This is a genomic window from Fructilactobacillus sp. Tb1 (assembly GCF_050500285.1).
Classification (GTDB): Bacteria; Bacillota; Bacilli; order Lactobacillales; family Lactobacillaceae; genus Fructilactobacillus.
On the sequence record NZ_CP191377.1, the window covers coordinates 1,108,803 to 1,134,621 of the forward strand.

Annotated in this window: 27 protein-coding genes; 23 read left to right on the forward strand and 4 right to left on the reverse strand. The window is 35.8% G+C overall.

All coding sequences use genetic code 11. From position 1 onward, the window contains the following. Positions 1-73: 73 nt before the first annotated feature. The 11 genes from metG (at position 74) to pnuC (ending at position 10,491) form a co-directional block, all read left to right on the forward strand. Positions 74-2,122, forward strand: a complete 2,049-nt coding sequence (gene metG / locus ACQW5G_RS05730; protein ID WP_429970495.1) for a methionine--tRNA ligase — start codon at positions 74-76, stop codon at positions 2,120-2,122. Between the two features lie 63 nt (positions 2,123-2,185). Next, positions 2,186-2,959 (forward strand): TatD family hydrolase, encoded by a 774-nt coding sequence (locus ACQW5G_RS05735; protein WP_429970496.1) that lies wholly within the window; start codon positions 2,186-2,188, stop codon positions 2,957-2,959. Next, on the forward strand, positions 2,960-3,508 hold the full coding sequence (rnmV, locus tag ACQW5G_RS05740) for a ribonuclease M5 (RefSeq protein ID WP_429970497.1): 549 nt from the start codon (positions 2,960-2,962) through the stop codon (positions 3,506-3,508). Between the two features lie 10 nt (positions 3,509-3,518). Then, entirely contained in the window at positions 3,519-4,409 is an 891-nt protein-coding gene (rsmA, locus tag ACQW5G_RS05745; RefSeq protein WP_429970498.1) for a 16S rRNA (adenine(1518)-N(6)/adenine(1519)-N(6))-dimethyltransferase RsmA, read from the forward strand. Between the two features lie 67 nt (positions 4,410-4,476). Next, complete coding sequence (locus ACQW5G_RS05750) at positions 4,477-4,707, forward strand: Veg family protein (RefSeq protein WP_429970499.1); 231 nt, start codon at positions 4,477-4,479, stop codon at positions 4,705-4,707. A gap of 71 nt (positions 4,708-4,778) precedes the next feature. Continuing rightward, positions 4,779-5,477 carry a metal ABC transporter ATP-binding protein gene (locus ACQW5G_RS05755; RefSeq protein WP_429970500.1) on the forward strand — a complete coding sequence of 233 codons (699 nt, stop codon included), beginning with the start codon at positions 4,779-4,781 and terminating at the stop codon, positions 5,475-5,477. After that, positions 5,470-6,267, forward strand: coding sequence for a metal ABC transporter permease (locus ACQW5G_RS05760; protein WP_429970501.1), 798 nt, complete (start codon positions 5,470-5,472; stop codon positions 6,265-6,267). Before ACQW5G_RS05755 ends, ACQW5G_RS05760 begins: the two co-directional genes overlap by 8 nt. Before the next feature lie 130 nt (positions 6,268-6,397). Then, the gene (purR, locus tag ACQW5G_RS05765) at positions 6,398-7,228 is read left to right on the forward strand and encodes a pur operon repressor (protein WP_429970502.1); all 831 of its coding nucleotides are present in this window, start codon (positions 6,398-6,400) and stop codon (positions 7,226-7,228) included. A 9-nt stretch (positions 7,229-7,237) separates the two neighbouring features. Continuing rightward, positions 7,238-8,617: a bifunctional UDP-N-acetylglucosamine diphosphorylase/glucosamine-1-phosphate N-acetyltransferase GlmU gene (glmU, locus tag ACQW5G_RS05770; protein ID WP_429970503.1), complete on the forward strand. Its 1,380-nt coding sequence runs from the start codon at positions 7,238-7,240 to the stop codon at positions 8,615-8,617. A 71-nt stretch (positions 8,618-8,688) separates the two neighbouring features. Then, positions 8,689-9,693: a ribose-phosphate diphosphokinase gene (locus ACQW5G_RS05775; protein ID WP_429970504.1), complete on the forward strand. Its 1,005-nt coding sequence runs from the start codon at positions 8,689-8,691 to the stop codon at positions 9,691-9,693. A 63-nt stretch (positions 9,694-9,756) separates the two neighbouring features. After that, entirely contained in the window at positions 9,757-10,491 is a 735-nt protein-coding gene (gene pnuC / locus ACQW5G_RS05780; RefSeq protein WP_429970505.1) for a nicotinamide riboside transporter PnuC, read from the forward strand. A gap of 50 nt (positions 10,492-10,541) precedes the next feature. Here pnuC and yidA read toward each other — a convergent pair whose 3' ends face one another. Further along, positions 10,542-11,354 carry a sugar-phosphatase gene (gene yidA, locus ACQW5G_RS05785; protein ID WP_429970506.1) on the reverse strand — a complete coding sequence of 271 codons (813 nt, stop codon included), beginning with the start codon at positions 11,352-11,354 and terminating at the stop codon, positions 10,542-10,544. Between the two features lie 2 nt (positions 11,355-11,356). After that, positions 11,357-12,727 carry an HD domain-containing protein gene (locus tag ACQW5G_RS05790; RefSeq protein ID WP_429970507.1) on the reverse strand — a complete coding sequence of 457 codons (1,371 nt, stop codon included), beginning with the start codon at positions 12,725-12,727 and terminating at the stop codon, positions 11,357-11,359. Positions 12,728-12,854: 127 nt separating this feature from the next. Between ACQW5G_RS05790 and ACQW5G_RS05795 the strand changes: the two genes are divergently transcribed. The 5 genes from ACQW5G_RS05795 to ACQW5G_RS05815 all read left to right on the forward strand — a co-directional run bounded on the left by ACQW5G_RS05795 (position 12,855) and on the right by ACQW5G_RS05815 (position 17,363). Continuing rightward, complete coding sequence (locus tag ACQW5G_RS05795; protein ID WP_429970508.1) at positions 12,855-13,289, forward strand: DUF1934 domain-containing protein; 435 nt, start codon at positions 12,855-12,857, stop codon at positions 13,287-13,289. 48 nt (positions 13,290-13,337) lie between these two features. Continuing rightward, complete coding sequence (rpoE, locus tag ACQW5G_RS05800) at positions 13,338-13,838, forward strand: DNA-directed RNA polymerase subunit delta (RefSeq protein ID WP_429970510.1); 501 nt, start codon at positions 13,338-13,340, stop codon at positions 13,836-13,838. A 152-nt stretch (positions 13,839-13,990) separates the two neighbouring features. Further along, a complete protein-coding gene (locus ACQW5G_RS05805; RefSeq protein WP_429970512.1) occupies positions 13,991-15,607 on the forward strand; it encodes a CTP synthase in 1,617 nt (538 codons plus the stop codon). Positions 15,608-15,717: 110 nt separating this feature from the next. Then, positions 15,718-17,007, forward strand: coding sequence for a UDP-N-acetylglucosamine 1-carboxyvinyltransferase (locus ACQW5G_RS05810; protein WP_429970514.1), 1,290 nt, complete (start codon positions 15,718-15,720; stop codon positions 17,005-17,007). Positions 17,008-17,114: 107 nt separating this feature from the next. Next, positions 17,115-17,363, forward strand: coding sequence for a type B 50S ribosomal protein L31 (locus ACQW5G_RS05815; RefSeq protein ID WP_429970515.1), 249 nt, complete (start codon positions 17,115-17,117; stop codon positions 17,361-17,363). A 44-nt stretch (positions 17,364-17,407) separates the two neighbouring features. Here the strand turns inward: ACQW5G_RS05815 and ACQW5G_RS05820 are convergent, their stop codons facing one another. Both ACQW5G_RS05820 and ACQW5G_RS05825 read right to left on the reverse strand, forming a co-directional pair. Then, a complete protein-coding gene (locus ACQW5G_RS05820) occupies positions 17,408-18,643 on the reverse strand; it encodes a multidrug efflux MFS transporter (RefSeq protein ID WP_429970517.1) in 1,236 nt (411 codons plus the stop codon). Further along, positions 18,643-19,128, reverse strand: coding sequence for a low molecular weight protein-tyrosine-phosphatase (locus ACQW5G_RS05825; RefSeq protein WP_429970519.1), 486 nt, complete (start codon positions 19,126-19,128; stop codon positions 18,643-18,645). The genes ACQW5G_RS05820 and ACQW5G_RS05825 overlap by 1 nt, the downstream gene beginning before the upstream one ends. Positions 19,129-19,310: 182 nt before the next feature. Here ACQW5G_RS05825 and ACQW5G_RS05830 point away from each other — a divergent pair, with 182 nt between their 5' ends. The 7 genes from ACQW5G_RS05830 (at position 19,311) to pth (ending at position 25,794) form a co-directional block, all read left to right on the forward strand. Further along, a complete protein-coding gene (locus ACQW5G_RS05830) occupies positions 19,311-20,099 on the forward strand; it encodes a hypothetical protein (RefSeq protein WP_429970521.1) in 789 nt (262 codons plus the stop codon). Between the two features lie 96 nt (positions 20,100-20,195). Next, positions 20,196-21,566, forward strand: a complete 1,371-nt coding sequence (locus ACQW5G_RS05835; protein ID WP_429970522.1) for a UDP-N-acetylmuramoyl-tripeptide--D-alanyl-D-alanine ligase — start codon at positions 20,196-20,198, stop codon at positions 21,564-21,566. Positions 21,567-21,738: 172 nt separating this feature from the next. Continuing rightward, positions 21,739-23,232, forward strand: coding sequence for a DEAD/DEAH box helicase (locus ACQW5G_RS05840; protein ID WP_429970524.1), 1,494 nt, complete (start codon positions 21,739-21,741; stop codon positions 23,230-23,232). A 93-nt stretch (positions 23,233-23,325) separates the two neighbouring features. Continuing rightward, positions 23,326-24,450, forward strand: coding sequence for an alanine racemase (gene alr, locus ACQW5G_RS05845; RefSeq protein WP_429970526.1), 1,125 nt, complete (start codon positions 23,326-23,328; stop codon positions 24,448-24,450). A 28-nt stretch (positions 24,451-24,478) separates the two neighbouring features. Then, positions 24,479-24,751, forward strand: coding sequence for a hypothetical protein (locus tag ACQW5G_RS05850; protein WP_429970527.1), 273 nt, complete (start codon positions 24,479-24,481; stop codon positions 24,749-24,751). Further along, positions 24,748-25,113 carry a type II toxin-antitoxin system PemK/MazF family toxin gene (locus ACQW5G_RS05855; RefSeq protein ID WP_429970528.1) on the forward strand — a complete coding sequence of 122 codons (366 nt, stop codon included), beginning with the start codon at positions 24,748-24,750 and terminating at the stop codon, positions 25,111-25,113. Before ACQW5G_RS05850 ends, ACQW5G_RS05855 begins: the two co-directional genes overlap by 4 nt. A 123-nt stretch (positions 25,114-25,236) precedes the next feature. After that, on the forward strand, positions 25,237-25,794 hold the full coding sequence (pth, locus tag ACQW5G_RS05860; protein ID WP_429970529.1) for an aminoacyl-tRNA hydrolase: 558 nt from the start codon (positions 25,237-25,239) through the stop codon (positions 25,792-25,794). Positions 25,795-25,819 lie beyond the last annotated feature (25 nt).

Here is a 25,819-nt window from a genome sequence, read left to right on the forward strand (position 1 = left end):
CGGTTCCTACTGCCGAGTAGTTACGGAATGTAGTATAATAACATTATTAATAAAACGAAAAAGGAGAAGCAACATGGCAGATCAAAAACCAACATTTTATGTTACGACACCAATTTACTACCCATCTGGTAGATTACACATTGGTAACTCCTACACAACTGTAGCAGCTGATGCAGTTGCCCGTTATCGTCGTGAATCTGGTTATGATGTATTTTATTTAACTGGAACAGATGAACACGGTTTGAAAATTGAACAAAAGGCAGAAAAATTAGGCGTTCAACCACAACAATACGTGGATAAAATGGCCAAACAAATCAAAGATTTATGGGCTGAATTAGATATTTCTAATGACGATTTCATCAGAACTACTGATGACCGTCACGTCCAAGCTGTCCAAAAAATCTTCCAACAATTATTAGATCAAGGTGATATTTATCTTGGAACTTATGCTGGTTGGTACTCAGTTTCTGATGAAGAATACTTTACTGAATCACAATTAGAAGAAGTTTATCATGATGACCAAGGAAACGTAACTGGGGGAATTGCACCTACTGGTAACGAAGTTCAATTGGTTAACGAAGAATGTTATTTCTTTAAGATGAGCAAGTATGCTGATTGGTTGATGGATTACTACAAGGCACATCCAGATTTCATTCAACCCAGTTCACGAATGAATGAAATGATTAATAACTTCTTGAAACCAGGTCTTGAAGATTTAGCTGTTTCAAGAACCACTTTCTCATGGGGTGTACCAGTTTCATCTAATCCAAAACACGTAGTTTATGTTTGGATTGATGCCTTAACTAACTACATCACTGCATTAGGTTATGACAGCAAAGATGACTCACTCTTTAAGAAATTCTGGCCTGCTAACTTACAAATGATTGGAAAAGAAATTGTTCGTTTCCACTGTATTTACTGGCCAATTATTCTTCATGCATTAGGCTTACCATTACCAGAAGAAATTTATGGACATGGTTGGATTACTATGAAAGACGGTAAAATGTCTAAATCTAAAGGTAATGCTATTTACCCAGAAGATTTAATTGCGCGTTATGGTCTTGATGCAACTCGTTACTACTTATTAAAGGCTGTTCCATTTGCAGGTGACGGTGTATTTACTCCTGAAGATTTTGTTAACCGTGTAAACTTCGACTTAGCTAATGATTTAGGTAACTTATTAAACCGGACAGTTGCAATGATCAACAAGTATGAAGGTGGAGTTACACCAGACTACACTGATACAACAGATGATCCAAGTCTTGAATTACAAAAGATGGCTGCAGATGTTACTGAAGAATATAAGCATTTAATGGACACCGTTCATTTATCTGATGCTCTTTCAGAAGTTTGGAAATTAATTTCTCAAACTAACAAATACATCGATCAAACTGAACCATGGGTCCTTGCTAAAAAACAAGCTGATGATGAAGCTAGTGCTAAACAATTAGCGAATGTCATGGCACATTTAGCTGCTAGCCTTCGTTTGATTGCGATTTTAATCAGCCCTGCAATGCCAAATGCAGCCTTTGAAATCATGAACCAACTTGGTTTAGATGCTGGATTATTCGATATCAAGAACGCTAAAATTAGTGACTTTGTTGGTGGCCGTAAAGTTGTTGAAAACGGACAACCAATTTTCCCACGGGTTGATGTGGAAGAAGAAGTTGCTTACATTAAGGGCAAAATGACCGTTAATGAAAAGGCTAAGGGTCGTGCTGCGATGAAACAAGCTGACGAAAAGAAGGCTGAAGAAAAAGCTGGGGTAACTACGCTTAAAAACCTTAAAGAAAACATGGAATTTCCTGATTTCGAAAAGGTTGAACTTCGGGTAGCTGAAATTAAGTCAGTTGGTAAAATTGAAAAAGCTGATAAATTATTGAAGTTCAAATTAGATGCTGGTGATGAAGGCGAACGTCAAATCGTTTCCGGAATTGCTAAATGGTATCCTGATTTTGAAAAATTAGTCGGTAAAAAAGTAATTATTGTTGCTAACTTAAAACCAATCAAACTTCGTTGCGAATTAAGCCAAGGAATGATTCTTTCAATTGAAAAGAAAAACGGTGACATTCAAGTTGTAACTGTTGATCCATCACTTGAAAATGGTAGTGATTTAGCATAATCAATTAGGTTTCACTAAGTAAAATTGGTGAAACTTTTTTGCTTATTAGGAGGTAAGTCTAAAATGAAAATTTTTGATTCTCATACCCATTTAAACGGAGAACAATTTGATGGTCATGTTAAAGAATATTTTGATCATGCCAAAAAATTAGGGGTAGTGAAAGTTGCTAACGTTGGTTCTAACTATGATTTAAATCAACGTGCGATTGAATTAGCTCATGAATATGATGATATGTATGCTATTGTTGGTTGGCATCCAGAAGATTCCATTCATTACGATGCAGCTGCTGAAACTAAGTTAGAAGAACAACTAGCTGATGATAAGGTAGTTGCTTTAGGTGAAATTGGAATGGACTTTTTCCAAAAGACATCACCAAAGGATGTTCAAGAACGAGTTTTACGGCGTCAAATTGAAATTGCCAAAAATATGCATATCCCAATTTCAGTGCATAATCGAGAAGCTTTTGAAGATACGTACCGAATTTTAAAAGATGAACACATCGAAGAAGTCGGGGGAATTATTCATAGTTTTAACGGTGACGTAGAATGGATGAAAAAATTCTTAGATCTCGGAATGAATCTTTCTTATAGTGGAGTAGCTACTTTTAAAAAGACCAAAGAAATTCATGAAGCTGCCAAACAAACACCGATGGATCGAATTTTAGTGGAAACTGATGCACCATACTTAGCCCCAGAACCTTTGCGTGGACATCAAAATGAACCAGCGTATACTTTATATACATTAGAAGCAATTGCTAGATATAAAGATATGAATCCTGATGAGTTAGCTAAAGCGACTTATGCTAATACAATGAGAATTTTTGGATTGGATAAATAAATGAAACGAATTAAAGAAGTTATTGTAGTTGAAGGAAAAGACGATACTAAAAGAATTCAACGAGCAGTTGATGCTGATACCATTGAAACTCGTGGTTCAGCCATCGACGATGAAACCTTAGAATTAATTGATCGATTAGCACAGACACGAGGGATTATTGTCTTTACTGATCCAGATTTTTCTGGGGAAAAAATCAGACGAATTATTTCTGATGAAATTCCTGAAGCCAAACATGCTTTTTTGAAAAAGAAGGATGCAGTTCCTGATAATCCTAAGGGTTCATTAGGGGTAGAACATGCAAGTCCAGACGCAATTCGGGAAGCATTAAGTGAGGTCTATACGGAAAGCGATGATAATCCTGAGGTAATTAGTCAACAAGAATTAATTGATGCTAATTTAATGGGAAGTCATGATGCCAAAGAACGCCGACTAGAATTAGGGGAACTTTTACATCTTGGATATGTAAATGCGAAACAACTTCAACGGCGTTTGCGGATGTTTGGGATTACTCGTGAAGAATTTGAAGCAGCTTTGAAACAACTAGATTAGGAGAAAATCAATGAACGAAACTCCAGAAATTGGAAGTAGAACCAGAACCCTTGCTATTTTAAATGAATACCATTTAAGCGCTAAGAAGAGTCTAGGTCAAAACTTTTTAGACGACTTAAACGTTCTTCATGGGATTGCGGAAGCAGCTGAAGTTACTGAAGCTGATGATGTAATTGAAATCGGGCCCGGAATTGGGGCTTTGACAGAACAACTTGCTCGCCGAGCTCATCAAGTTGTCGCTTTTGAAATTGATGATAATTTATTACCAGTTTTAGATGAAACGTTATTCCAGTACAATAACGTAACTATTTTGCATCAGGACTTTTTGAAGGCCAATTTACCAAAAGTAATTGCTGAAAATTTTGATGGGGAACATAATTTAAAGATTGTGGCTAATTTGCCATATTACATTACCAAACCAATTTTGATGAGTATTCTTAAAGGAAATGTTCCTTATACTAATTTGGTATTCATGATGCAACGTGAAGTAGCTGATCGGCTTTGTGCTAAGCCAGATTCTCATGACTATGGTTCATTGAGTGTAATTACCCAATATTTAGATGACGTTGAAATTGCGATTGAAGTTTCACATAAATCATTTATTCCCGCACCTAAAGTTGATTCAGCCGTGGTTAAATTAGTGCCACGTAAAAATCGTAAAGTCGAAGCTTATGACCAAAAAGCTTTCTTTGGATTTGTCCACGGGGCCTTTATGCATCGTCGGAAGACCATTTGGAACAATTTACAAGGCGTTTTTGGAAAACAACCAGAAATTAAAGAACAAGTTGAAACTGTTTTAGAACATTTAAACATTAAGAAAACCATCCGTCCTCAAAGCTTAACGGTTGATCAATTTGTACAAATGGCCAATGCTTTTCACGAACAAGGACTATTAAAATAAAAATATTAACATTATAACTTTACAATGTGTATAAAAAAGCGTATAATTCAAACTTGAGGTGATTTGTATGAATTTACCAGATATCAAGAGTTGGATTAAAGACCATCTTGGCAGTAACATAAGGGTTATTGAACAAGCGGGCAGAAAACGTACTAACGAATACGAAGGAACACTTGCAGAAGTTTTCCCAGCTGTATTCATTGTTGATTTGTCATCAGATGACGAGCCTGCACATGCTTCTTTTACATATTCAAAAGTATTAACAGAAGACATTCAGGTTACGTTTATCGAAGGTTAATGTTAATATTGAAAAAGACTATATAGTCTTTTTTTTTCGCAAAAATTTTGGATAATCCAAAGGAGTAGCACATGAACGACTTGATTTTAGAAACCCATGATTTATGGGAAGATTTTTCTGAAAAGAAAGTTCTCAATAACTTAAGCTTTAAATTAAAACGCGGTACGTTTCTTAGTATTGTTGGTGAAAACGGAGTAGGAAAAACTACTTTAATTAGAATAATTTTAGGTCAATTGAAGCCAACTCACGGTTCAGTTGAATTTTTTCCGAGTCGTAAGGCGATTAAAATCGGATATGTTCCTCAATTTAGAAATATTGATGATGAGTATCCTTTATCCGTTAAAAATTTTGTTGGATTAAATTTTAGTGGCTATAAATTACCTTGGTTAAATCATGAAGAAAAACAACGGCTTAATGAAGTTTTACAACAAACTAATTTAATTAAAATTGAAAATGAACCATTAGGACGCACTTCTGGTGGGGAAAAACAACGGGCATATTTAGCCCAAGCGTTAGTTAATCATCCGGATTTACTGATTTTAGATGAATCAACTGCAAGTCTTGATCCTGTGGCTAAAGAAGATTTATTGGAACTAGTAAAACAATTAAATCAAACTACTGGAGTAACTGTAATTTCAGTTACTCATGATATTCCGTTAGCTAAACAATATTCAACAGAGTTCCTATTATTAAAGCCAGATGGTTACGAATGTGGACCCATTAATGAGTTAAACATTTCTGATTATCAAGGAGGTCAAGAGCATGTTTAGTTTTGAATTTATGCGGAATGCCTATATTGCCAGTACCATTATTGCGATTGTCTGTGGGTTCATCGGGGTGTTCGTGGTTTCCCGGAATATGCCATTTTTGACCCATACTTTGTCAGAAATTGGTTTTGCGGGGGCTGCTTTCGGAATGTTCGTTGGTTTGAGTCCGTTAGATGGAATGTTAATTTTTACGATTATTAGTTCGGTTTTAGTTGGTAAAATGGGATCAAAGGCCTCACGCCGGGAAGATTCGATTAGTGCAGTTTCTGGTTTATTTATTGGACTAGGGGTCTTATTCCTCGCTCTATCAAATAAAAGTGCTAGTTATGCTACAAATATCTTATTCGGTAGTGTGGTAGGTATTAGTGCTGCAGATGTGCAACAAATGGTAGTTTTATCAATCATTGTCTTAGTAGTGCTACTGGTTATTTACCGTAATTTAAAATTCGATTCTTTTGATCCAATTGGTGCTAAAGCACAACACGTTAACAGTAGTTTAATGTCAATTATTTTCTTAATCTTGTTAGCATTGAGTGTCTCAGTTGCCGCACAGATTGTTGGATCATTGTTAATCTTTATTTTATTAACTTTACCAGCTGCTAGTGCCAAATACTTTGCCCATTCTGTTAGTAAGATGATTGCCTGTGCAATTGGGTTTGGATTAATTGGAGTATGGCTTGGTCTTTATTTAGGTTATGTAACCAATTGGCCAGTTAGTTTCTTCATTGCTACGATTGAATGTATCATTTATTTTGGGGCCTTAACCTTTAATCATTATCAAGAAAAATCTTAACATTAGTATTTTAAAAGCCTAAGTTGGAAAACTTAGGCTTTTTTTGATAAAATTTAGTAAATGTCGATAAAAAACCGAACGTTTGTGTTAAAATGCTTGTTGTGTGTAAATAGATTAATGAGGTGAAAAAATGAAAATTAAACGTAGTGAACGATTAGTAGATATGACAGATTACATGTTAAACCGTCCCCATACTTTAATTCCATTGACTTTCTTTGCAAAACGTTACGATTCAGCTAAATCATCAATTAGTGAAGATTTAACTATTTTGAAACGTACTTTCCAAGATCGTGGAATTGGTTTGGTAGAAACTGTTCCTGGAGCAGCTGGTGGTGCTAAATATATCCCATACATTCTTAAAGAAGATGCTAACAAATTTATGGATGAAGTGATTGAAATTTTAAATAATTCTCAACGCCAACTTCCTGGTGGATATGTATATATGTCAGATATCCTTGGTGATCCTTCTAAATTACGCTTCTTAGGTCGCATTATCGCAACTCAATACTTAAATCAACAAGTTGATGCAGTGCTTACTGTTGCAACCCGTGGTGTTCCAATTGCTCAAGCAGCATCACAATACTTAAATGTTCCGCTTGTTATTGCTCGTCATGACAGTAACATCACTGAAGGTTCAACTGTGAATGTTAACTACATGTCTGGTTCAAGCAAAAAAATCAAACGAATGACTATTTCAAAACGTAGCCTTGATGAAGGCTCAAACGTGCTTATCGTGGATGATTTTATCCATGGTGGTGGTACCATTAATGGTCTTTCATCATTGATTAAAGAATTTGACTGTAACCTAGTTGGTAGCACTTTCTTCGCTGAAGGTGTCAATGACAAAACTAAAAACTTCGGAGATTATACTTCATTAGTTAAGATGGAAAACACAGCTGATGATGGCATGATTATCACTAAGGGTAATTATGACGAAAAAATCTTTGGTAGTGCCAAATAGGAGACTGACATGAGTGAAAAAAATACGATTATTTTAGCTGCCGGTAAAGGTACTAGAATGAAGTCAAAATTATATAAAGTTTTGCATCGAATTTGTGGAAAATCAATGGTTGACCACGTTTTAACTCAAGTTTCAAAGTTAAACATGGATAACATTGTGACCGTTGTTGGTTTCGGTGCTGAAGATGTTGAAAAAGAACTCGGTAACCGGACTAAGTATGTGGTCCAAGACCAACAAAATGGTACTGGTGACGCTGTAATGCGTGCCGAAGATTTACTAAAAGATTCTGAAGGGACTACTTTAGTAATTAGTGGGGATACTCCATTATTTACTGCAGAAACTTTAGAAAAGCTTTTCGCTTATCATAACGAAAAACATGCTGCCGCTACCATCCTTACTTCAATCGCACCTGATCCAACTGGATATGGTCGGATTGTGAGAAATGCCGATGGCCGCGTGGCTAAAATCGTAGAACAAAAAGACGCTAATGCGGATGAACGTGCGATTGATGAAATTAACACTGGTGTTTATGTGTTTGATAATCAAAAATTATTCAAAGCGCTTCACGAAACTACTAATGACAATGCCCAAGGTGAATACTACCTTACTGATGCCATTGAAATTTTGAAAAACGCTGGCGATATTGTTGATGCATACGTTATGGATGATTTTGACGAATCAATGGGTGTAAATAACCGAGTTGCTCAAGCAGCAGCTACTAAGGTTATGCAACGCCGTATTAATGAATACCACATGAACAATGGGGTAACCATCATTAATCCCGATGATACTTACATTGATGTTGATATTGAAATTGGATCAGATACTATCATCGAACCTGGTGTGCAGTTACAAAATCATACTAAGATTGGTCGCGACTGTGTGATTGGTGCTCATTCAAAAATCACTGGTAGTACAATTCATGATAACGTCACCGTGACATCTTCAACTATTGAAGATTCAGAAATGATGGATGGTTCAAACATTGGACCTAACAGTCACTTGCGTCCACAATCAATCATTGGCAAACACGTTCACATTGGTAACTTCTGTGAAGTTAAGAAAGCTACCATTGGTGAAGGTACAAAGATTGGTCATTTAACTTACGTTGGTAATGCTACTTTAGGGAAAGACATTAACGTTGGTTGTGGTGTGATTTTTGCTAATTACGATGGTAAAAACAAACACGAAACTAAAGTTGGCGATGATGTCTTTATTGGTAGTAACGCAAACTTGATTGCACCACTTGAAATTGCTGATCATACCTTTATCGCAGCTGGTTCAACTATTACTGATGATATTAACCAATATGATATGGCAATTGCTCGTGAACGCCAAACTAACAAGCCAGGATATTATCACAAATTACCATTTAATGGTGCTGACTAGTTATATTTGCCGAAATAACTTTTGCATAATATAATTAAGCTATCAAAGTAAAAAACGCAACGGGGGAAATTATGGTAACAAAAGCTCAAGATTCAAATTTGAAAATTTTTTCATTGGATTCTAACCGTCCATTAGCTGAAAAAGTTGCTAAACACATGGGTGTTCCTTTGGGTAAAGTAAACGTTGATCATTTCAGTGATGGCGAAATTAAAATTAACATTGAAGAAAGTGTTCGTGGTGATAATGTTTACATTATCCAATCAACCTCTGCTCCAGTTAATGATAATTTAATGGAATTATTAATTATGGTTGACGCTCTTAGAAGAGCCAGTGCAGCTACAATTAACGTTGTGATTCCTTATTACGGTTACGCACGTCAAGATCGTAAAGCTCGTTCACGTGAACCAATTACTGCCAAATTAGTAGCAGATATGTTACAAAATGACGGAATTACACGTGTTGTAGCACTTGATCTGCATGCGGCTCAAATTCAAGGGTTCTTCGATGTTCCAGTTGACCATTTAATGGGTGCACCATTATTGGCTGATTATTTCATTACTAATGGTCTTGATAAAGACGTAGTTGTTGTTTCACCTGATCATGGTGGTGTAGCTCGTGCTCGTGCTTTAGCTGAATTCTTAGGTGCACCAATTGCCATTATTGATAAACGTCGTCCTAAAGCTAACGTTGCTAAGATTATGAACATTATTGGTGATGTAAAAGGTAAACGTTGTATTATGATTGATGACATGATTGATACAGCTGGAACTATTACTAAAGGTGCACAAGCCTTAATTGATGCTGGTGCTAAAGAAGTTTACGCTTGTTGTACTCATCCAGTTCTTTCTGGTCCTGCTATCCAACGTTTAGATGATTCTCCAATCAAACAAGTGGTAGTTACTGATTCAATTCAATTACCAGAAGAAAAGAAAATTGCTAAAATTAAGCAAATTTCAATTGCTCCATTAATCGGTGATGCCATTCTTAGAATTGACCAAAACCGTCCCGTTAGTCCATTATTCAATTCCCGTTTTGATTATGAAACTGACCAAATTAAACCTGATAAAAAGAACTAATAAAATAAAAATTGTCGCTGATTTCAGCGGCTTTTTTTGTGGAATAGAATAGGTGGATAACGAATGAATGCATTAAGCAAAACGTTTAGCATTAAAAATAATTTACGTGATATTAAAGAATTCAAATTTAAAACCAAGATATTGTTAATTAGTAGTCTAATAATTACATTTGTGACTTTTGTTATAAGTAAGGAATTTAGTAATTGGATTGGTTGGGTTTCGTTAGTTGCTAGTGTTTTTAGTTTAATCAATTTAATGTTATGTGATGAGGGTAAAATTACCAATTATGGTTGGGGATTAGCTGAATCAACTTTATTTTTGTTGATTGATTTAGAAAATCGTTTGATTGGTGATTTTGCGACGAATATCTATTATTTAATTACGCAATTTATGGGAATTTTTTTGTGGGATAAACAAATTGAGCAGCAAAAGCAACAAGCAGTAATTAAGCCACGCAAACTAACTAAATTACAAATCGGTTTAATTGTGATTGGAATTCTAATGATTTATGGAATTGTGTTGTATTTCAGTAAAACTTTCCATGGAACGCAAATTTATTTGGATGCCACACTGTTACCTTTAAGTATTATTGGAATGCTTTTGATGATGGGTGGTTACCGTTCTCAATGGTTGGTTTGGATTGCTTGGGATGTAGTATCATTAATTATCTGGTATAACCAATTTAAGGCATTTAGTCCAGCTTCAGCATCAATGTTTGCCTTAGAAATTATGAAGCTTGCAAACGGATGTTATGGGGCTTATATGTGGTTTGTGGAAAATGAAAAAGTAGCAAAATAAAAGAAGTTTGAACTCAAAATGAGCTCAAACTTCTTTTTGGTTATTTAAATTTATTTGTTATTCACAAATTTGTTGATTGCAAATGCCACTCCATCTTCAGAGTTAGGCTTAGTTACAAATTGGGCGATATCTTTATTTTCTTGAATTCCGTTACCCATGGCAACTCCAAGACCAGCGTATTCAATCATACTGTGATCGTTACCTTGATCACCAATGGCCATAACATTATCTCTAGTTAAACCAAGTTTTTCAGCAAGATTCTTCAAAGCAGTACCTTTACCGGCCTTAGTATTCACAAATTCCAAGAAGATTGGCATACTACGAACTACGTGCATCCGGTTTTGAATGGACTTAGGAAGGTTATCTTGGGCGTATTGAATTTTTTCTGGTTCATCAACGTACATCATCTTGATAATATCATCTTCACGAGTAACCTCTTCAGGAGTACGGAAGTGAATTGGTAATCGAACTAAGCTAGCTTCAAAAGTAGTATATGGACTAATGTTACGGTTAGTAGCAATAATTTCATTTAAAGTTTCAATTTGGAAATGAACACCCATTTCACGGGACATCATTTCGATTTGTAAGAAGTCTTCGTAGTGGATTCCAACTTTTGAAATTAACTTACCAGAAACTGTTTCAGTAACTGAACCATTAAAGGCAATGGCATATTGAGCATCACCCTCAATACCAAGTGGTTTAAGGTATGGACGAATTCCGGAAAGGGGACGACCAGAACAAAGCACAACTTTAATCCCTTTAGCTGAAGCGGTCTTTACAGCATCAATGGTTGCTTGCGCTAATTCGTTTTTTTCGTTTAATAAAGTACCATCAATATCAATGGCAATTAATTTAATATCCATCATTAATTCTCCTTGGGATCTATAATTGTGTCGTTTTTAATGTATCTTTGAAAATTATCGTATATTGGCTTGAATAATTCAACATTATCGTCAGTTTGTAACATTTCTTTGGGAAAGAAGAAACGACTATCACCGACGTCTTTCCCAGTAATTGTGCGAACTAACAAACTGGCCTGGGATAATTCAACTAAACTGCCATCTTTTTGCATTAATTCAATTTGGGCATTATGATGTTCACTTTTGGGATCGTAAACATCATAAGGTTGGTTATAACTATTATCTGTGGCTGTATAGTACTCAGGATTAAAACCAGCATCCTCAATCAATTTCGATAATTCTGGTAATAAATCTTTAGTTTTATCCGTGTAAATGGCAGATTTAAAAGGTTTCCGGTTAACAAAGCGGTCCGCTAAATCAGCTAAGATTTTGTCAGGTGCATCGCGCCAGGTAGAGAAGTAAGTATTTAATACCCCATCATCTAATCTGAGGTAATCTTTCAAGTCAGTTTCTGGATTAAAAGTTCCCTCTAAAAATGGCATTAAGAGGGTAGGATTAAAATGTTCTAAGCCATCCGTAGTTTCGGCAAGTTCTTTAGCTCGCAATAATAAATGAGCTAAGATAACTTCAATCGAACGTGAAGTTGGGTGAAAATAGACTTGTAGGTACATTTGAAAACGCGATACGATATAATATTCAATTGCGTGAAGTCCGCTCATTTTAAAACAAATACCGTCTTTATAAGGACGCATAACTTGCAAAATCCGATCTAAGTCAAATTTACCATATTGGGCGCCTGTGAAATATGAATCCCGTAATAAATAATCCATTCGATCGGCATCACATTGACTAGAAATCATTTGGACCACTTGTTGGTTATCATAAGTTTTGTTGATAACACTAGCCACCCGGTTAGGAAAGTCAGGTCCTACTTTACTAAGAACTTGATTAACTTCTGTTTCAGGATTAGTAATAATGGCCTGCGTAATTTGCTCGTGGTTGGTATGAAAAATATGTTCAAATGTATGTGAATAGGCCCCGTGTCCAATATCATGGAGTAAGCCAGCACATTCTGCGACAATTCGTTCTGAATCGTCCCAGAGTCCGTCTCCTGGAGTTTTACTAGGATAGTTACGTTGGAACTGGTTACAAATCCGACGTACAATTTCATAAACGCCTAAAGAATGGGTAAAACGAGTATGTTCGGCTCCCGGAAATGTTTGTGAAGTTGTACCAAGTTGGTGAATCCGACGTAATCGTTGAAATTCAGTGGTGTTAATTAAGTCCATAATAATTTGATCTTGAATATATACGTGGCTTAACACTGGATCACGAATTACTTTTTCTTGGTCTAATGGTGTTGAATAATATCCCATTTCGAGCCTCCTGCTGAGTGTTTACCTATATTATAGCGTAAATCCTTAGGCTACGTCAGTTTAGACGGATATGAGTGCATTTTAAGATAAATGGCGGTAAAATTAGAATGACAGTGAGGTAATAATTATGGAAAATGAAAAGAAATATCAAGATATTCATGTTGTAGTTGATACAAAAATTACCCAAGATGGGGAAACTGAAAGTCATCATTTTGCAGAAACTGGACAATTAGCTGAAATTAATAACGTGATGTACATCCGTTATGTTGAACATTTTCAAGGTCAAGAGACACCAGTAACCTTCAAGATTAGTGGGGAACATCATGTTCGTTTAACCCGTAAAGCAGCTAATGATTTAATGTTAGAATTTGTGGAAGGCGAAAAAACGAAGAATCATTACCAAACTCCTTACGGTAAAATGACCATTGGTGCTTTAGCTAAAAAAGTTGATGTTGATGCTACGCACAAAGAGCTTGAAGGCAATATCAACGTTGATTACGAACTCTATACTAATGACGAAAAAGTCGGAGACTATCAGATTAAATTGCATTTTAATCGATAAGTTAGTATCATAAGGTATAACGGAAAAAACCAGAAAGGCGTGTTTGATTTGGAACTTAAAAAATTAGATAATGTAGAAAAAAGCGAATTATCAATGATTGAAGTAGCACATGCAATTCTTGCTGATGAAGGTAAGACTATGCAATTTGCTGATTTAGTTAATGCAATTCAAAAATATACCGGATTCAGTGATGATGAAATCAAATCAAAACTAGTTAACTTTTACAGCGATTTAAACGTTGATGGTAGTTTTATTTCATTAGGTGATAATGTTTGGGGATTACGTACATGGTACCCATACGAATCAGTTGATGAAGCTACTGTTGGTGAAGCTGATGATGAACCAAAAACTAAGAAACGTCACAAGATTAACGCATTCTTAGCTGATGCATCTGACGAAGATGATGTTATTGATTACGATAACGATGATCCTGAAGATGATGATGTTGTAGATTACGACAATGATGATCCCGAAGACGACGACTTCAAAGACGATATTGACGATGTTGATAACGACGATGACGAAGACTTAGGTGACGGTGAAGAATAAAAATTCTTGACTATTAGTCGAATTTCGACTATCATCTTTCTTGGGCACTTTACAGAGATGTAAAGGCAATCGAGTTAAAAAGCTCCCCGTTCTCAGAATGGGGAGCTTTTTTTGTTTTTGTTGTTAAAGTATTTTTGATAGGAGTATTTATTATGACCAAATATATTTTTGTCACAGGTGGGGTAGTTTCTTCACTTGGAAAAGGAATTGTGTCTGCATCTTTAGGTAGACTTTTGAAAAACCGTGGATTGAAAGTAACAATTCAAAAATTTGATCCATACATTAACGTTGATCCAGGAACTATGAACCCATACCAACATGGTGAAGTTTTTGTTACTGATGATGGTACTGAAGCTGATCTTGATTTAGGTCATTACGAAAGATTTATTGACAACGATTTAAATAAATACTCAAACGTAACTACTGGTAAGATTTATAAAGAAGTTCTTGAAAAAGAACGTCATGGTGATTACCTTGGTGCTACTGTACAAGTGATTCCACATATCACTGGGATGATCAAGGAAAAAATGAAACGTGCTGCTAAGACTACTGATTCAGACATTATCATTACTGAAATTGGTGGTACTGTTGGTGATATTGAATCACTACCATTCTTAGAAGCAATTCGTGAAATGCGTAAAGATGAAGGTGTGGATAATACTTACTACATTCACACTACTTTGATTCCTTACATTAAAGCAGCCGGTGAAATGAAGACTAAACCTACCCAACACTCTGTTAAAGAATTACGTAGTGTTGGTATTCAACCAGACATGCTTGTTCTTCGTGCTGAAAAACCAGTTACTGAAGCAATGAAACAAAAAATGGCTATGTTCTGTGATGTAAACGAAAAGAGTATCATTGAATCACTTGATGCTCCTAACCTTTACCAAATTCCACTTAGTTTCCAAAAACAAGGCATGGATACTCAAGTACTTGATCACTTCGGTATCAAAGCACCTAAAGCTGACATGTCAGAATGGAAAGCAATGGAAGAACATATTCGTCATCTTTCAGGCGACGTTAATATCGCTTTAGTTGGTAAATACGTTAAGTTAAAAGATGCTTATATTTCAGTTGACGAATCATTACGTCATGCGGGTTATGCTGCGGATGCTAATGTGCACATCACTAACATTGATGCTGAAGACATTAACGATGATAACGTAGCTGATAAGCTTAAAGGATTTGATGGAATTATCATCCCTGGTGGTTTTGGTAGTCGTGGAATTGAAGGGATGGTTACTTCAATTCGTTACGCTCGTGAAAATGATATTCCATTCTTCGGTATTTGTTTAGGTATGCAAGTTACTACTATTGAATATGCACGTGATGTTTTAGGTTGGAAAGACGCTAACTCAACTGAATTTGTTCACGATACTAAACATAACGTGATTGATTTAATGGCTGACCAAAACGACGTTACTAGCATGGGTGGAACCCAACGTTTAGGTGCTTACCCAGCTAAGTTGAAACCAGGTACTGCTACTGCAGCTGCTTACGACAACAAGAAAGAAATTTCAGAACGTCATCGTCACCGTTACGAATTTAACAACAAATTTAGAAAAGAATTAGAAGATGCCGGATTAGTTATTTCTGGTACTTCTCCTGATGATCGTTTAGTTGAAATTGTTGAAGTTCCTAACAAACGTTTCTTTATTGCAGCACAATATCATCCAGAATTCTTGTCACGTCCAAACCGTCCAGAAGGCTTATTTAAAGCTTTCATCGCTGCGGCTGACAAATATCACAAAGAAAACGAAAAATAACATTTAATAATATTTACTATTTTCATCAGATTGCTATTGTAATATTTACTATTTTTAATTATGATTAATGATGTTGCACAACGTGAGAATAGTGAAAAGGAAAATATAATATGAGTATGATGAAAATTCATGGTGGCCATCGACTCATGGGAGAAGTTACCATTTGTGGTGCAAAGAATAGTACAGTTGCTTTAATACCAGCTGCTATTCTTTCAGATTCCCCCGTTGAGTTCAATAGTGTACCTGACATTTTAGATGTTCATAATTTAATGCTAATCTTGCAGTCAATGAACGTACCGTCTGAATTTAATGATGGAACTTTCAAAGTTAATCCAACTAATATTAAAGAAAGCCGTCTTCCTAGTGAAGCGATTAAAAAATTAAGAGCCTCATATTATTTTATGGGTTCATTATTAGGTAAGTTTCATAAAGCAATTGTTAGTTTTCCCGGTGGAGATAACATTGGTCCTCGACCAATTGATCAACACATTCGTGCCTTTGAAGCATTAGGTGCTACGGTTACCGAAGATGGTGATACTGTATACATCGATGCTACAAAACATGGTTTAAAGGGTGGAATTATCAACTTTGATATGGTTTCCGTTGGGGCTACAATTAATGCCATTCTTGCTGCTACTAAAGCAGATGGAATTACATTAATTCATAATGTAGCTAAGGAACCAGAAATTGTTGATATTGTTACCTTTTTAAATAGCATGGGAGCTAAGATTACTGGAGCTGGTACAGATGACATCAGAATTGAAGGAGTTCAATCTCTTTCAGCTACTGAACCGCATACTGTAATTCCAGACCGTATTGAAGCAGGAACATATTTAGCTTTGGCTGCAGCGATTGGTGATGGAATTTTAGTTAAAAACGTAATTCCAGAACATCTAAAGCCATTTACAGAAAAATTAACTGAAATGGGTCTAAAGTTAGAAATTAATGATGATAGTATTTTTGTACCAGAAAGTAGTAATATCCAAGGAGTTCAGATCACAACTGATCCATTTCCTGGATTTGCCACAGACTGGCAACAACCAATTACACCATTATTGTTAAACGCCAAGAGTAGTAGTCTCATTATTGATACTATCTACCCTAAGCGCAAAAAACACGTTCATGAACTACAAAAAATGGGTGCTAATATTGAGGTTAATGCTGATAATAACATCGTGATTAGTCCAACGAAACAATTACACGGGGCCGTGGTGTCAGCTGGAGAGATTCGTGCTGGAGCAGCTTTGTTAATTGCTGGATTAATGGCAGATGGTGATACTATCATTACTCATGCAGACCACATTTTACGTGGTTATGATCAAGTCGTTACTAAATTATCAGGCTTAAATGCTGATGTTGAATTAGATGACGAAATTGTGCCGGCTAGTGCTGAAGCATAGTTCGAGTATTGCAACTATTCTTTTTTAGTGGTACACTACAAAAGTTGAATATTTATATAAATCAATCTCTGAATTTTATAAATTCAGGGCAAAAGGAGCGTAATAACATGAAAAAAGGAATTCACCCAGATTTTCACCAAGTAGTATTCCAAGATTCAAGTACTGGCTTTAAGTTCATTACTGGTTCTACTGCTACTTCAGAAGATACTATTACTATGGAAGATGGAAACACTTATCCATTAATCCGTGTTGAAATTTCATCAGATTCACACCCATTCTACACTGGTAAACAAAAATCAGCTCAAGCAGATGGTGCTGTTGATCGTTTCAACAAAAAATACGGTTTCAACAAATAATTGTAACCAAACAAAAAGACTTAACCAAACGGTTAAGTCTTTTTTTATGCTTCAGATTTCTTTATATTTCTGGTTTCACTTAAAACTAACATCAAGTTGATGAAAACTAAGATTGAAGTTGAAATGAATACTCCAGAATAATCAAACATTGAAGAAATTACTGAACCAATCATAGGACCAGTAAAGTTTCCAATGGCTTGAAAACTTTGATTCCAACTGAAGATTCTCCCAGTAACTTGAGCAGGAGTGTTTTTAGCAATAATGGCCTGCACAGCAGGCAACATACAGGCATTGGAAATTCCTAGTAAGAACCGTAATCCCATCAATTCCCAGACGTTTGTAACAAATGCCATGGGTATATAGAGGACAATGGCCAAAATGAAACCAAAAATCATAATTTTTTCGGTTCCAATTCGATCACCTAATGCTCCAAACCTAGGAGCGGCAATTAAAGTTGAAATACCAGGAACGGCCGCTACAATTCCACTGAAGAAAGTTACGGAAGGACTATGATGCATAATTTCTCGAACATACAATGACAAAATTGGTGAAATAGAATAGTTAGAAGCTTGAATAATCATAGTAGTAATAAACATTCCAAAAATTAATTTAGGATTATTTAAAACCTTAATCACTTGTTTAGTATGTAAGTTCTTTTCTTTAGTAACTGGAGTGAATTTTTCTTTAACGAAGAATACCGTAATCAAAAATACTAAGAACATTAATGTCCCAGTTATGAAAAATGTGACTCGATAACTAAAGATTGAAGCTAGGATACCTCCAGCAAATGGACCAAGTAATGAACCTGAAACTCCACCAGTTGCTAGAATTCCTAGCGCTTTTCCACTTTCTCGTTTGGGGACCTGAATAGCTAAAAGGGCATTAGAATTAGGAAAGTAACCTGAGAAAATTCCTTGAATAAATCTTAAAGCGATTAATTGCCAGACGTTGGTTGTAAATCCCATCATTAAAACCACAATGGACATTACAAATGAAGCACGTAATAACATAATCCGACGTCCATAGCGATCAGCTAAACTCCCCCAAATTGGTGAAACCACTGCAGCTGCCATAAACGAAGCCGAGAAAGCTAATCCACTATATAGATTAAGCTGACTCTGTGTGTATTTACCTAGAGTATCAATATAGAGTGATAAAAACGGCATCATTCCACTGAATCCCATCGAGGTTAGAAATAATCCAAACCATAATGCAATTAAATTTCGATGCCAAATCGATCGAGGAACCTGTTCGGGTTTGGAGGTGCTAGTATTTTCCATTAATTTTGTAATTCCTTTCGTTTGTTTTCCATTTGATCAAGCCATAATGGCAATGATTCCTTTAGCATTGTATAAGTTTGATCAAAACGGTGAGTATACCAAGGATCTACGATGCTAACACCGTGTTGTCCTGGCACAATATCCATGCATAAATGTAGTTTATGTTGTTCATCTGTTGGAATCATGTGTTGTAAATCATAAATGTTACTTTCATCCATTGTAATGATATAATCTGCATTTTTAATATCAGCTGAAGTAATTGGACGGGAATGATGACCAGCATAATTTAAATTGTGCTTATCCATTTCTGCCTGCGCCCCAGGATGAGGTGGATTTCCAGCTTCTTCACTGCTAGTAGCCACCGAGTTGATTTGATAGTGATTAGAGATTCCTTGTTCTGTCGTCATTTTTTTGAACATTGCCTCAGCCATGGGTGAACGACAGATGTTTCCCAGGCAGACAAAAAGAACATTAGTTTTAGCCATTTTTTACCTCCATTCGAGATGCATAGTATGTCTATCATAGCAATAACTGGTGGCTTTCGCACGCATTTAAACGGAAATGTTACAGGTAGAATAAATATTAAAAATAATTCCACATTCTGTGTTATTTGTATTTTTTCAGAGTATAATTTAAGACAATTGAAGTTTTAAGAGGAGGTGTGTGCATGTTAACTAATTTAATCTATTTAAAGGTTAGTCCAGTTGATCATTTTTCGGTAACGTGGGGAATTTCAGCAGGGGATTACATTAATGGGATTAGTAAAGTTCCACAAAATATTATTATGATTAATGATGATGTTGATAATTCAAATAGTTTTAATGTTCATTCCAAATTTCCAACCATTACCGGTCAGAGTCAAGTCCGTGACTATGTTATTCGAGGGCACAAAACGGGGGTTCTTCCTAAATGGATGGACTATCAAACCAAAGATGGATTAGATTCACTTAGCGATGATGAAATTGCTGATTTGTTATATCTTGCACACATGGATGTTCCTCGTCGAAGAAATCCATTTTCCGTTAAACTAGATAATGAGTTTGTTTATTTAGGGGGAACAAACGGATTTAATCGTTTTTATTTCCGTAATTTTACAGAGTTGGATCATATTTTAGAACTAAGTATTAAACGGCACTTGCGGCATCAACGCAATAATAAGCGGATTTTTGCGCGTCCAATTCAAATGAAAGATATTGATCAAGATATTTTAAGTGATTTGTTGCATTTTAGTGTTCAAGGAATGATTATTGCGTTTGAGTTAGGAAAAGAAACACAACGTCAATTTAAGATGCCTTTGTTTAAAGTTGATAAATCGCAAACTAAGGTAGTATGGGGCAGTGAAGGCCAACTTCTATCTAATGCCGAACAGGTAGGAACCCTAACCTATAATACGTTAAGTAATAAGTGGTCAATCGATTTAAAAGTTAATAGAGAACAGGATCTTAATGATCTTTAATCAAGGTGGATTGGTTGATGCTAGTCCGCTATTTTTATGGAATTTATTTTGTTGTATAATAAAACGAATGATTTTTATTGAAAGCAGGAGTCAAATATGAAGATGAAACTTGAAGAAATCGCTAAAGCTGTTAATGGAACGATTAGCCAAGGAGCTGATGTTGAAGTTACAAGTGTTGGTTTTGATAGTCGTAAATTAGAAAACAATGCATTATTCATCCCAATGGTGGGTGAAAATGATGGTCATGATTATATTCAAAGTGCAAGAGAAAACGGTGCAGTTGGTACATTGTGGAAACTAGATCATGCTGACCAAGCTCCAGCTGATTTTCCGGTAATTTTAGTTGAAGATACTTTACAAGCTTTACAAGAGCTTGCTAAGTATTACTTAGCAAAAATCAATCCACGTGTAGTAGCAGTGACGGGGAGTAACGGAAAAACAACCACTAAAGATTTAATTGCATCTGTCTTAGCAACTAAATTTAATGTGGCAAAGACACAAGGAAACTTCAACAATGAAATTGGTGTCCCAGTTACAGTACTTGCGATGAATTCCAATACTGAAGTTTTAGTAGTAGAAATGGGAATGGATCGTCCTGGTCAACTTCATGCTTTAAGTACCTTGGTAAGTCCAGACGTTGCCGTTATTACTATGATTGGAGAAGCTCACATTGAATTCTTTAAGACCCGTGATCGGATTGCTGATGCCAAGATGGAAATTGTAGATGGCTTGCATGAAGATGGCGATTTGGTTTTCAATGGTGACGAACCATTACTTCAAGAACGAGCCGCTGACCTTAAACTTAATAAAAAAACTTTTGGTAGCCATGAAACTAATGACATTTATCCAATGCAAATTGTTGATGGTGATACGAATACTAAATTTACTACGAATGACTGGGAAAACTTAGAGTTTACCATTAATTTATTAGGTGAATATAATGTAAATAATGCTTTAGCTGCCTTAGAAGTAGGCTGTTTATTTGAACTTAGTCCTAAAGATATGCAAGTAGGATTAGAACATGCCAACTTAACTGAAAACCGGACTGAATGGGTTAAAGGTGCTCAAGGCGAAATGATTTTGAGTGATGTTTACAATTCTAATCCAACCGCTGTAAAAGCAGTTTTAAAGGCTTTTGACAATACGCACGTAACTGGTAAACGAATTGTTGTATTAGGTGACATGCTTGAATTAGGTGACCAATCTAAGGCAATGCATGCTAGCTTAGCAGACAGTCTTGATCCAGAAAAAGTAGCGGATGTCCTTTTAATTGGTGATGACATGCAAGCATTGACTGATAAATTGACTAGTAAATATGAATTAGGTCAAAATTTATTCCATTATTCAGCTGACCAAAAAGATGCCATGATTACTGAATTAAAATCATTAATTAAGTCTGGTGATGAGGTGTTGCTTAAAGCGAGTCACGGAATGCATTTAGAAGCTGTTTTGCAAGCTTTAAAATAGTTTGAAAATGCATTTTGATTGATTAATTGTACGAAATGATATATCATAGGATAGTTATATTAAAAACGTTAAAGAAATAAAGTGTAATCAGGTATGTTGCGCGTCAAGGAAAACGGATTTTTTCTGAGCAATGTATTGAATTTACGGTGATGTTTCAATAGGAGGAACACATTTGAAGTTTAAAGATTTAGGACTATCAGATAGTCTACTAAAAGCCGTAGCAGATAACGGCTATACAGAACCAACTGCTATCCAAGCCGAAACTATTCCATTGACCCTTGCAGGGGAAGATGTTCTTGGACAAGCACAAACAGGTACTGGTAAAACTGCTGCATTTTCATTACCAATTCTTCAAGGAATTGATGTTAATGATCCACACGTGCAAGCATTAGTAATTTCACCAACTCGTGAATTAGCTATTCAAACACAAAAAGAAATTCAAAAATTGGGTCGTGGCGAAGGTGCTAAAGCTCAAGCTGTTTATGGTGGTTCAGACATCCGTAAACAAATTTATGATTTGAAGAAACACCCACAAATCGTGGTAGGTACACCTGGTCGTTTACTTGACCACATCAACCGTCGTACTTTGAAGCTTGACCATGTTAAGTTCTTAGTTCTTGATGAAGCTGATGAAATGTTGAACATGGGATTCTTGGAAGATATCGAAAATATCATCAAGCAAACTCCTTCAACTCGTCAAACATTGCTATTCTCAGCAACTATGCCTGATCCAATCAAGCGTGTTGGGGTACAATTTATGACTGATCCTAAACAAGTTAAAATTAAAGCTAAAGAATTAACTACTGACTTAGTTGACCAATACTACGTTAAAGTTAAAGATAGCGAAAAATTTGAAACAATGACTCGTTTATTTGATGTTGAGCAACCTAAAGTGACTATCATCTTCTGTCGTACTAAACGTCGTGTTGATGAAGTTGCTAAAGGTTTGATTGCTCGTGGCTACAAAGCTGCTGGGCTTCACGGTGATTTAACTCAAAATCGTCGTACTCAAATCATGAATGAATTCAAACGTGACCAAATCAACTACTTAGTAGCTACTGATGTTGCTGCTCGTGGTATTGATGTTTCTGGTGTTACCCATGTTTACAATTTCGATATTCCTCAAGACCCAGAAAGCTACGTTCACCGTATTGGACGTACAGGTCGTGCCGGAAAACATGGTGTTTCAGTAACTTTCGTTGCACCAAACGAAATGAGCTACTTACGTTTAGTTGAAAAACTTACTAAGGTGCGTATGTTACCATTAAAGCCACCTACTGAAGATGAAGCTTTAGCTGGTCAAATGAAATTTGCTTTAGAAGATGTTGATAAATTAGTTAAACGTACTAAGACTGAAAAGTATGAAGACGTTGCTAATACTTTATTAGGCAACTATGAAGCTATTGATTTAGTAGCTGCTTTACTAAACGAAATGTCACGTGACCAAGTGAAAGTTCACATTACACCTGAACGTCCACTTAAGAGTCATGGTGGACATCGTGGCGGTGGCCGTGGTGGATACCGTGGAAACAATAACCATCGTCGTGGTGGTTACCGTGGTAGCCGTGATAACAACAGTCGTGGCGGACATGATCGTCGTAACAATCGTGGAAACGACAACAAATCAGGCCGTAGCGGTAAGTTTGTCATTAAAAACAAACATTAATAAAAAAAGACCCTAAAAGGGTCTTTTTTTATACCATTTTTTAATTTTTTTAATGGTATAATTGAATCATTGAATTATTTGGAGGAAAAGACGATGGTAGTCGGAAGAAATCGTAATGCTCAATTAGTGATTGATAAGTCAGCAATTTATGACAACATTAGTGCTGAAATTAATCGTTTAGATGATAAAACTGAAATGTTTATGGTTGTGAAAGCGAATGCCTATAATCATGGAGCAGTTCAAGTAGCTCAAATTGCCAAAGCTGCTGGAGCAACTGGTTTTTGTGTTGCTATTTTAGACGAAGCAATTCAATTACGTGAAGCAGGCTTCGTTGATGAACCCATTCTAGTACTGGGAATTACCGATGTTGAAGATTTACCATTAATCTCTAAATATAATATTGATGTGACCGTTAGTTCAGTTGAGTGGGTAAAACAAGCAAATCAGGTTTTTGAAGACCTTAAATTAAAAAATAAAATTAAAATGTTTTTAGCCTTAGACACTGGCATGGGACGAGTAGGACTTCAAACAACGAATGAGGTAGATGAATTCCTTGAATTTATTAACTCAAAAGAGAATAATTTATTATTAGATGGTGTATTTACACATTTTTCAACTGCAGATGGTAAAAATACTGACTATTTCAACTTTCAATATCAAAATTTTGAAAAGTTAATGAAATGTTTTAAGACCAAACCACGCTATGTTTCGGTAGCTAATTCTGCCACTAGTTTGTGGCACAAGATGACAGGTTCCAATATGATTCGTTTTGGAGTTGCCGCATATGGATTAAATCCTTCTGGAACTGTTTTAGCATCACCCATTGCTTTGAAACCAGCTATGAGTCTTACTACTGAGTTGGTTTATACGAAGCAAGTTCAACCAGGTAGATCAATTGGTTATGGAGCTACGTATACCGTTGCTGATGATCAATGGATTGGAACGGTGCCAGTTGGTTATGCTGATGGAGTTCGTCGTTCAATGCAAGGATTTAAAGTTTTAGTTGATGGGCATCTCTGTCCAATTGTGGGACGAGTTTGTATGGATCAATTTATGGTTAAATTACCATATAAAATGAATCCAGGAACTGAAGTGGTTATTTTTGGTAAACAAGCCGGAAAAGAAATCACTTTGCAACAAGTTGCTGATCAATGTGGTACCATTCATTATGAAATTGCTTGTGGCTTTACTGAAAGATTACCACGAGTTTATAAATAAACATCATTATGCCTAGGAGGTAATAGCTATGAAATGTCATTACGATCGTAAATTAACAAAGAAAAATTTTGCTAATTTTGCCAAAAAATTAGATGAACATCATGCTGCTGTAGTAAATGCCGTTTTTGATAAAAATCCATTGGTAAATAAAATGATTCATGGTTACGACTCTATGAAGCAAATTAATCGTGAAATCGTTGATGAATATGCTGAAGCTAGTAAACAAGATTTAACTAAGACTTTGGTAGATACTTACAACGAAAATCCAGATTTCGATTATACGAAGGGAAACCTTAAATGACAGATACCCGAATCAAACGGGGAGACATTTTCTACGCAGATTTATCACCAGTAGTGGGTTCAGAACAAGGTGGTCTGCGCCCCGTGTTAATTGTGCAAAATAACATAGGTAATCGATATAGCCCCACAGTAATTGTGGCTGCAATTACGGCTAAAATATCAAAACCAAAAATGCCAACCCACGTTGGAATTAAAGCCAGTAAATCAGGAATTGAAAAAGATTCTGTAATTTTATTGGAACAAATTAGAACCATTGATAAACAACGATTGAAAGACCGAGTCACTCATGTTCACGATTCAATCATGGCTAAAGTGGATAAAGGTTTAGCATTGAGCGTTGGTTTGACTGATTCAATTAATTAAATAATACATAAAAAAGGAGTGAGGTTATCTCGCTCCTTTTGCTGTTCTTATCAGACTTTAAAGTCAAATTATTATGGTACAATTAAAGCGATTGCTACAATTCGAGTTAGGGAGAAATTACAAATGAAAATGATTGTTGGATTAGGAAATATCGGTAGTGAATATGAAGCAACTCGTCATAATACCGGATTTATGGCAGTGGAAAGATTTGCTGCAGAACATGATATTGCGATTAATAAACAGAAAATGGATGCCATGTTTGGAACTGGAATGGTGGATGGGGAAAAAGTAATCGTTGTTGAACCAACCACCTATATGAATGAATCAGGTCGGGCCGTTAATCCATTGATGAAATTTTACAAATTAGACTTAGATGATTTAGTAATTGTCTATGATGACATGGATTTACACGTTGGACGTATTCGTTTACGTACCCACGGATCAGCCGGTGGTCATAACGGAATTAAAAGTTTAATTGCACATTTAGGGACAGATAAGTTTAACCGAATTAAAGTAGGAACTGACCATCCTAAACGTCAAAGCGTAGTGGATTATGTACTAGGTAAATTTACGCTAGAACAACAAGGCCCACTTAACGAAGCATTAGATAAAACAGTGAAAGCACTTGATGAGTGGGTAGCAGGAACTGATTTTGAAAAATTAGAAAATAAATTTAATTAATTAACGTAAATAATAAAGATAGGAG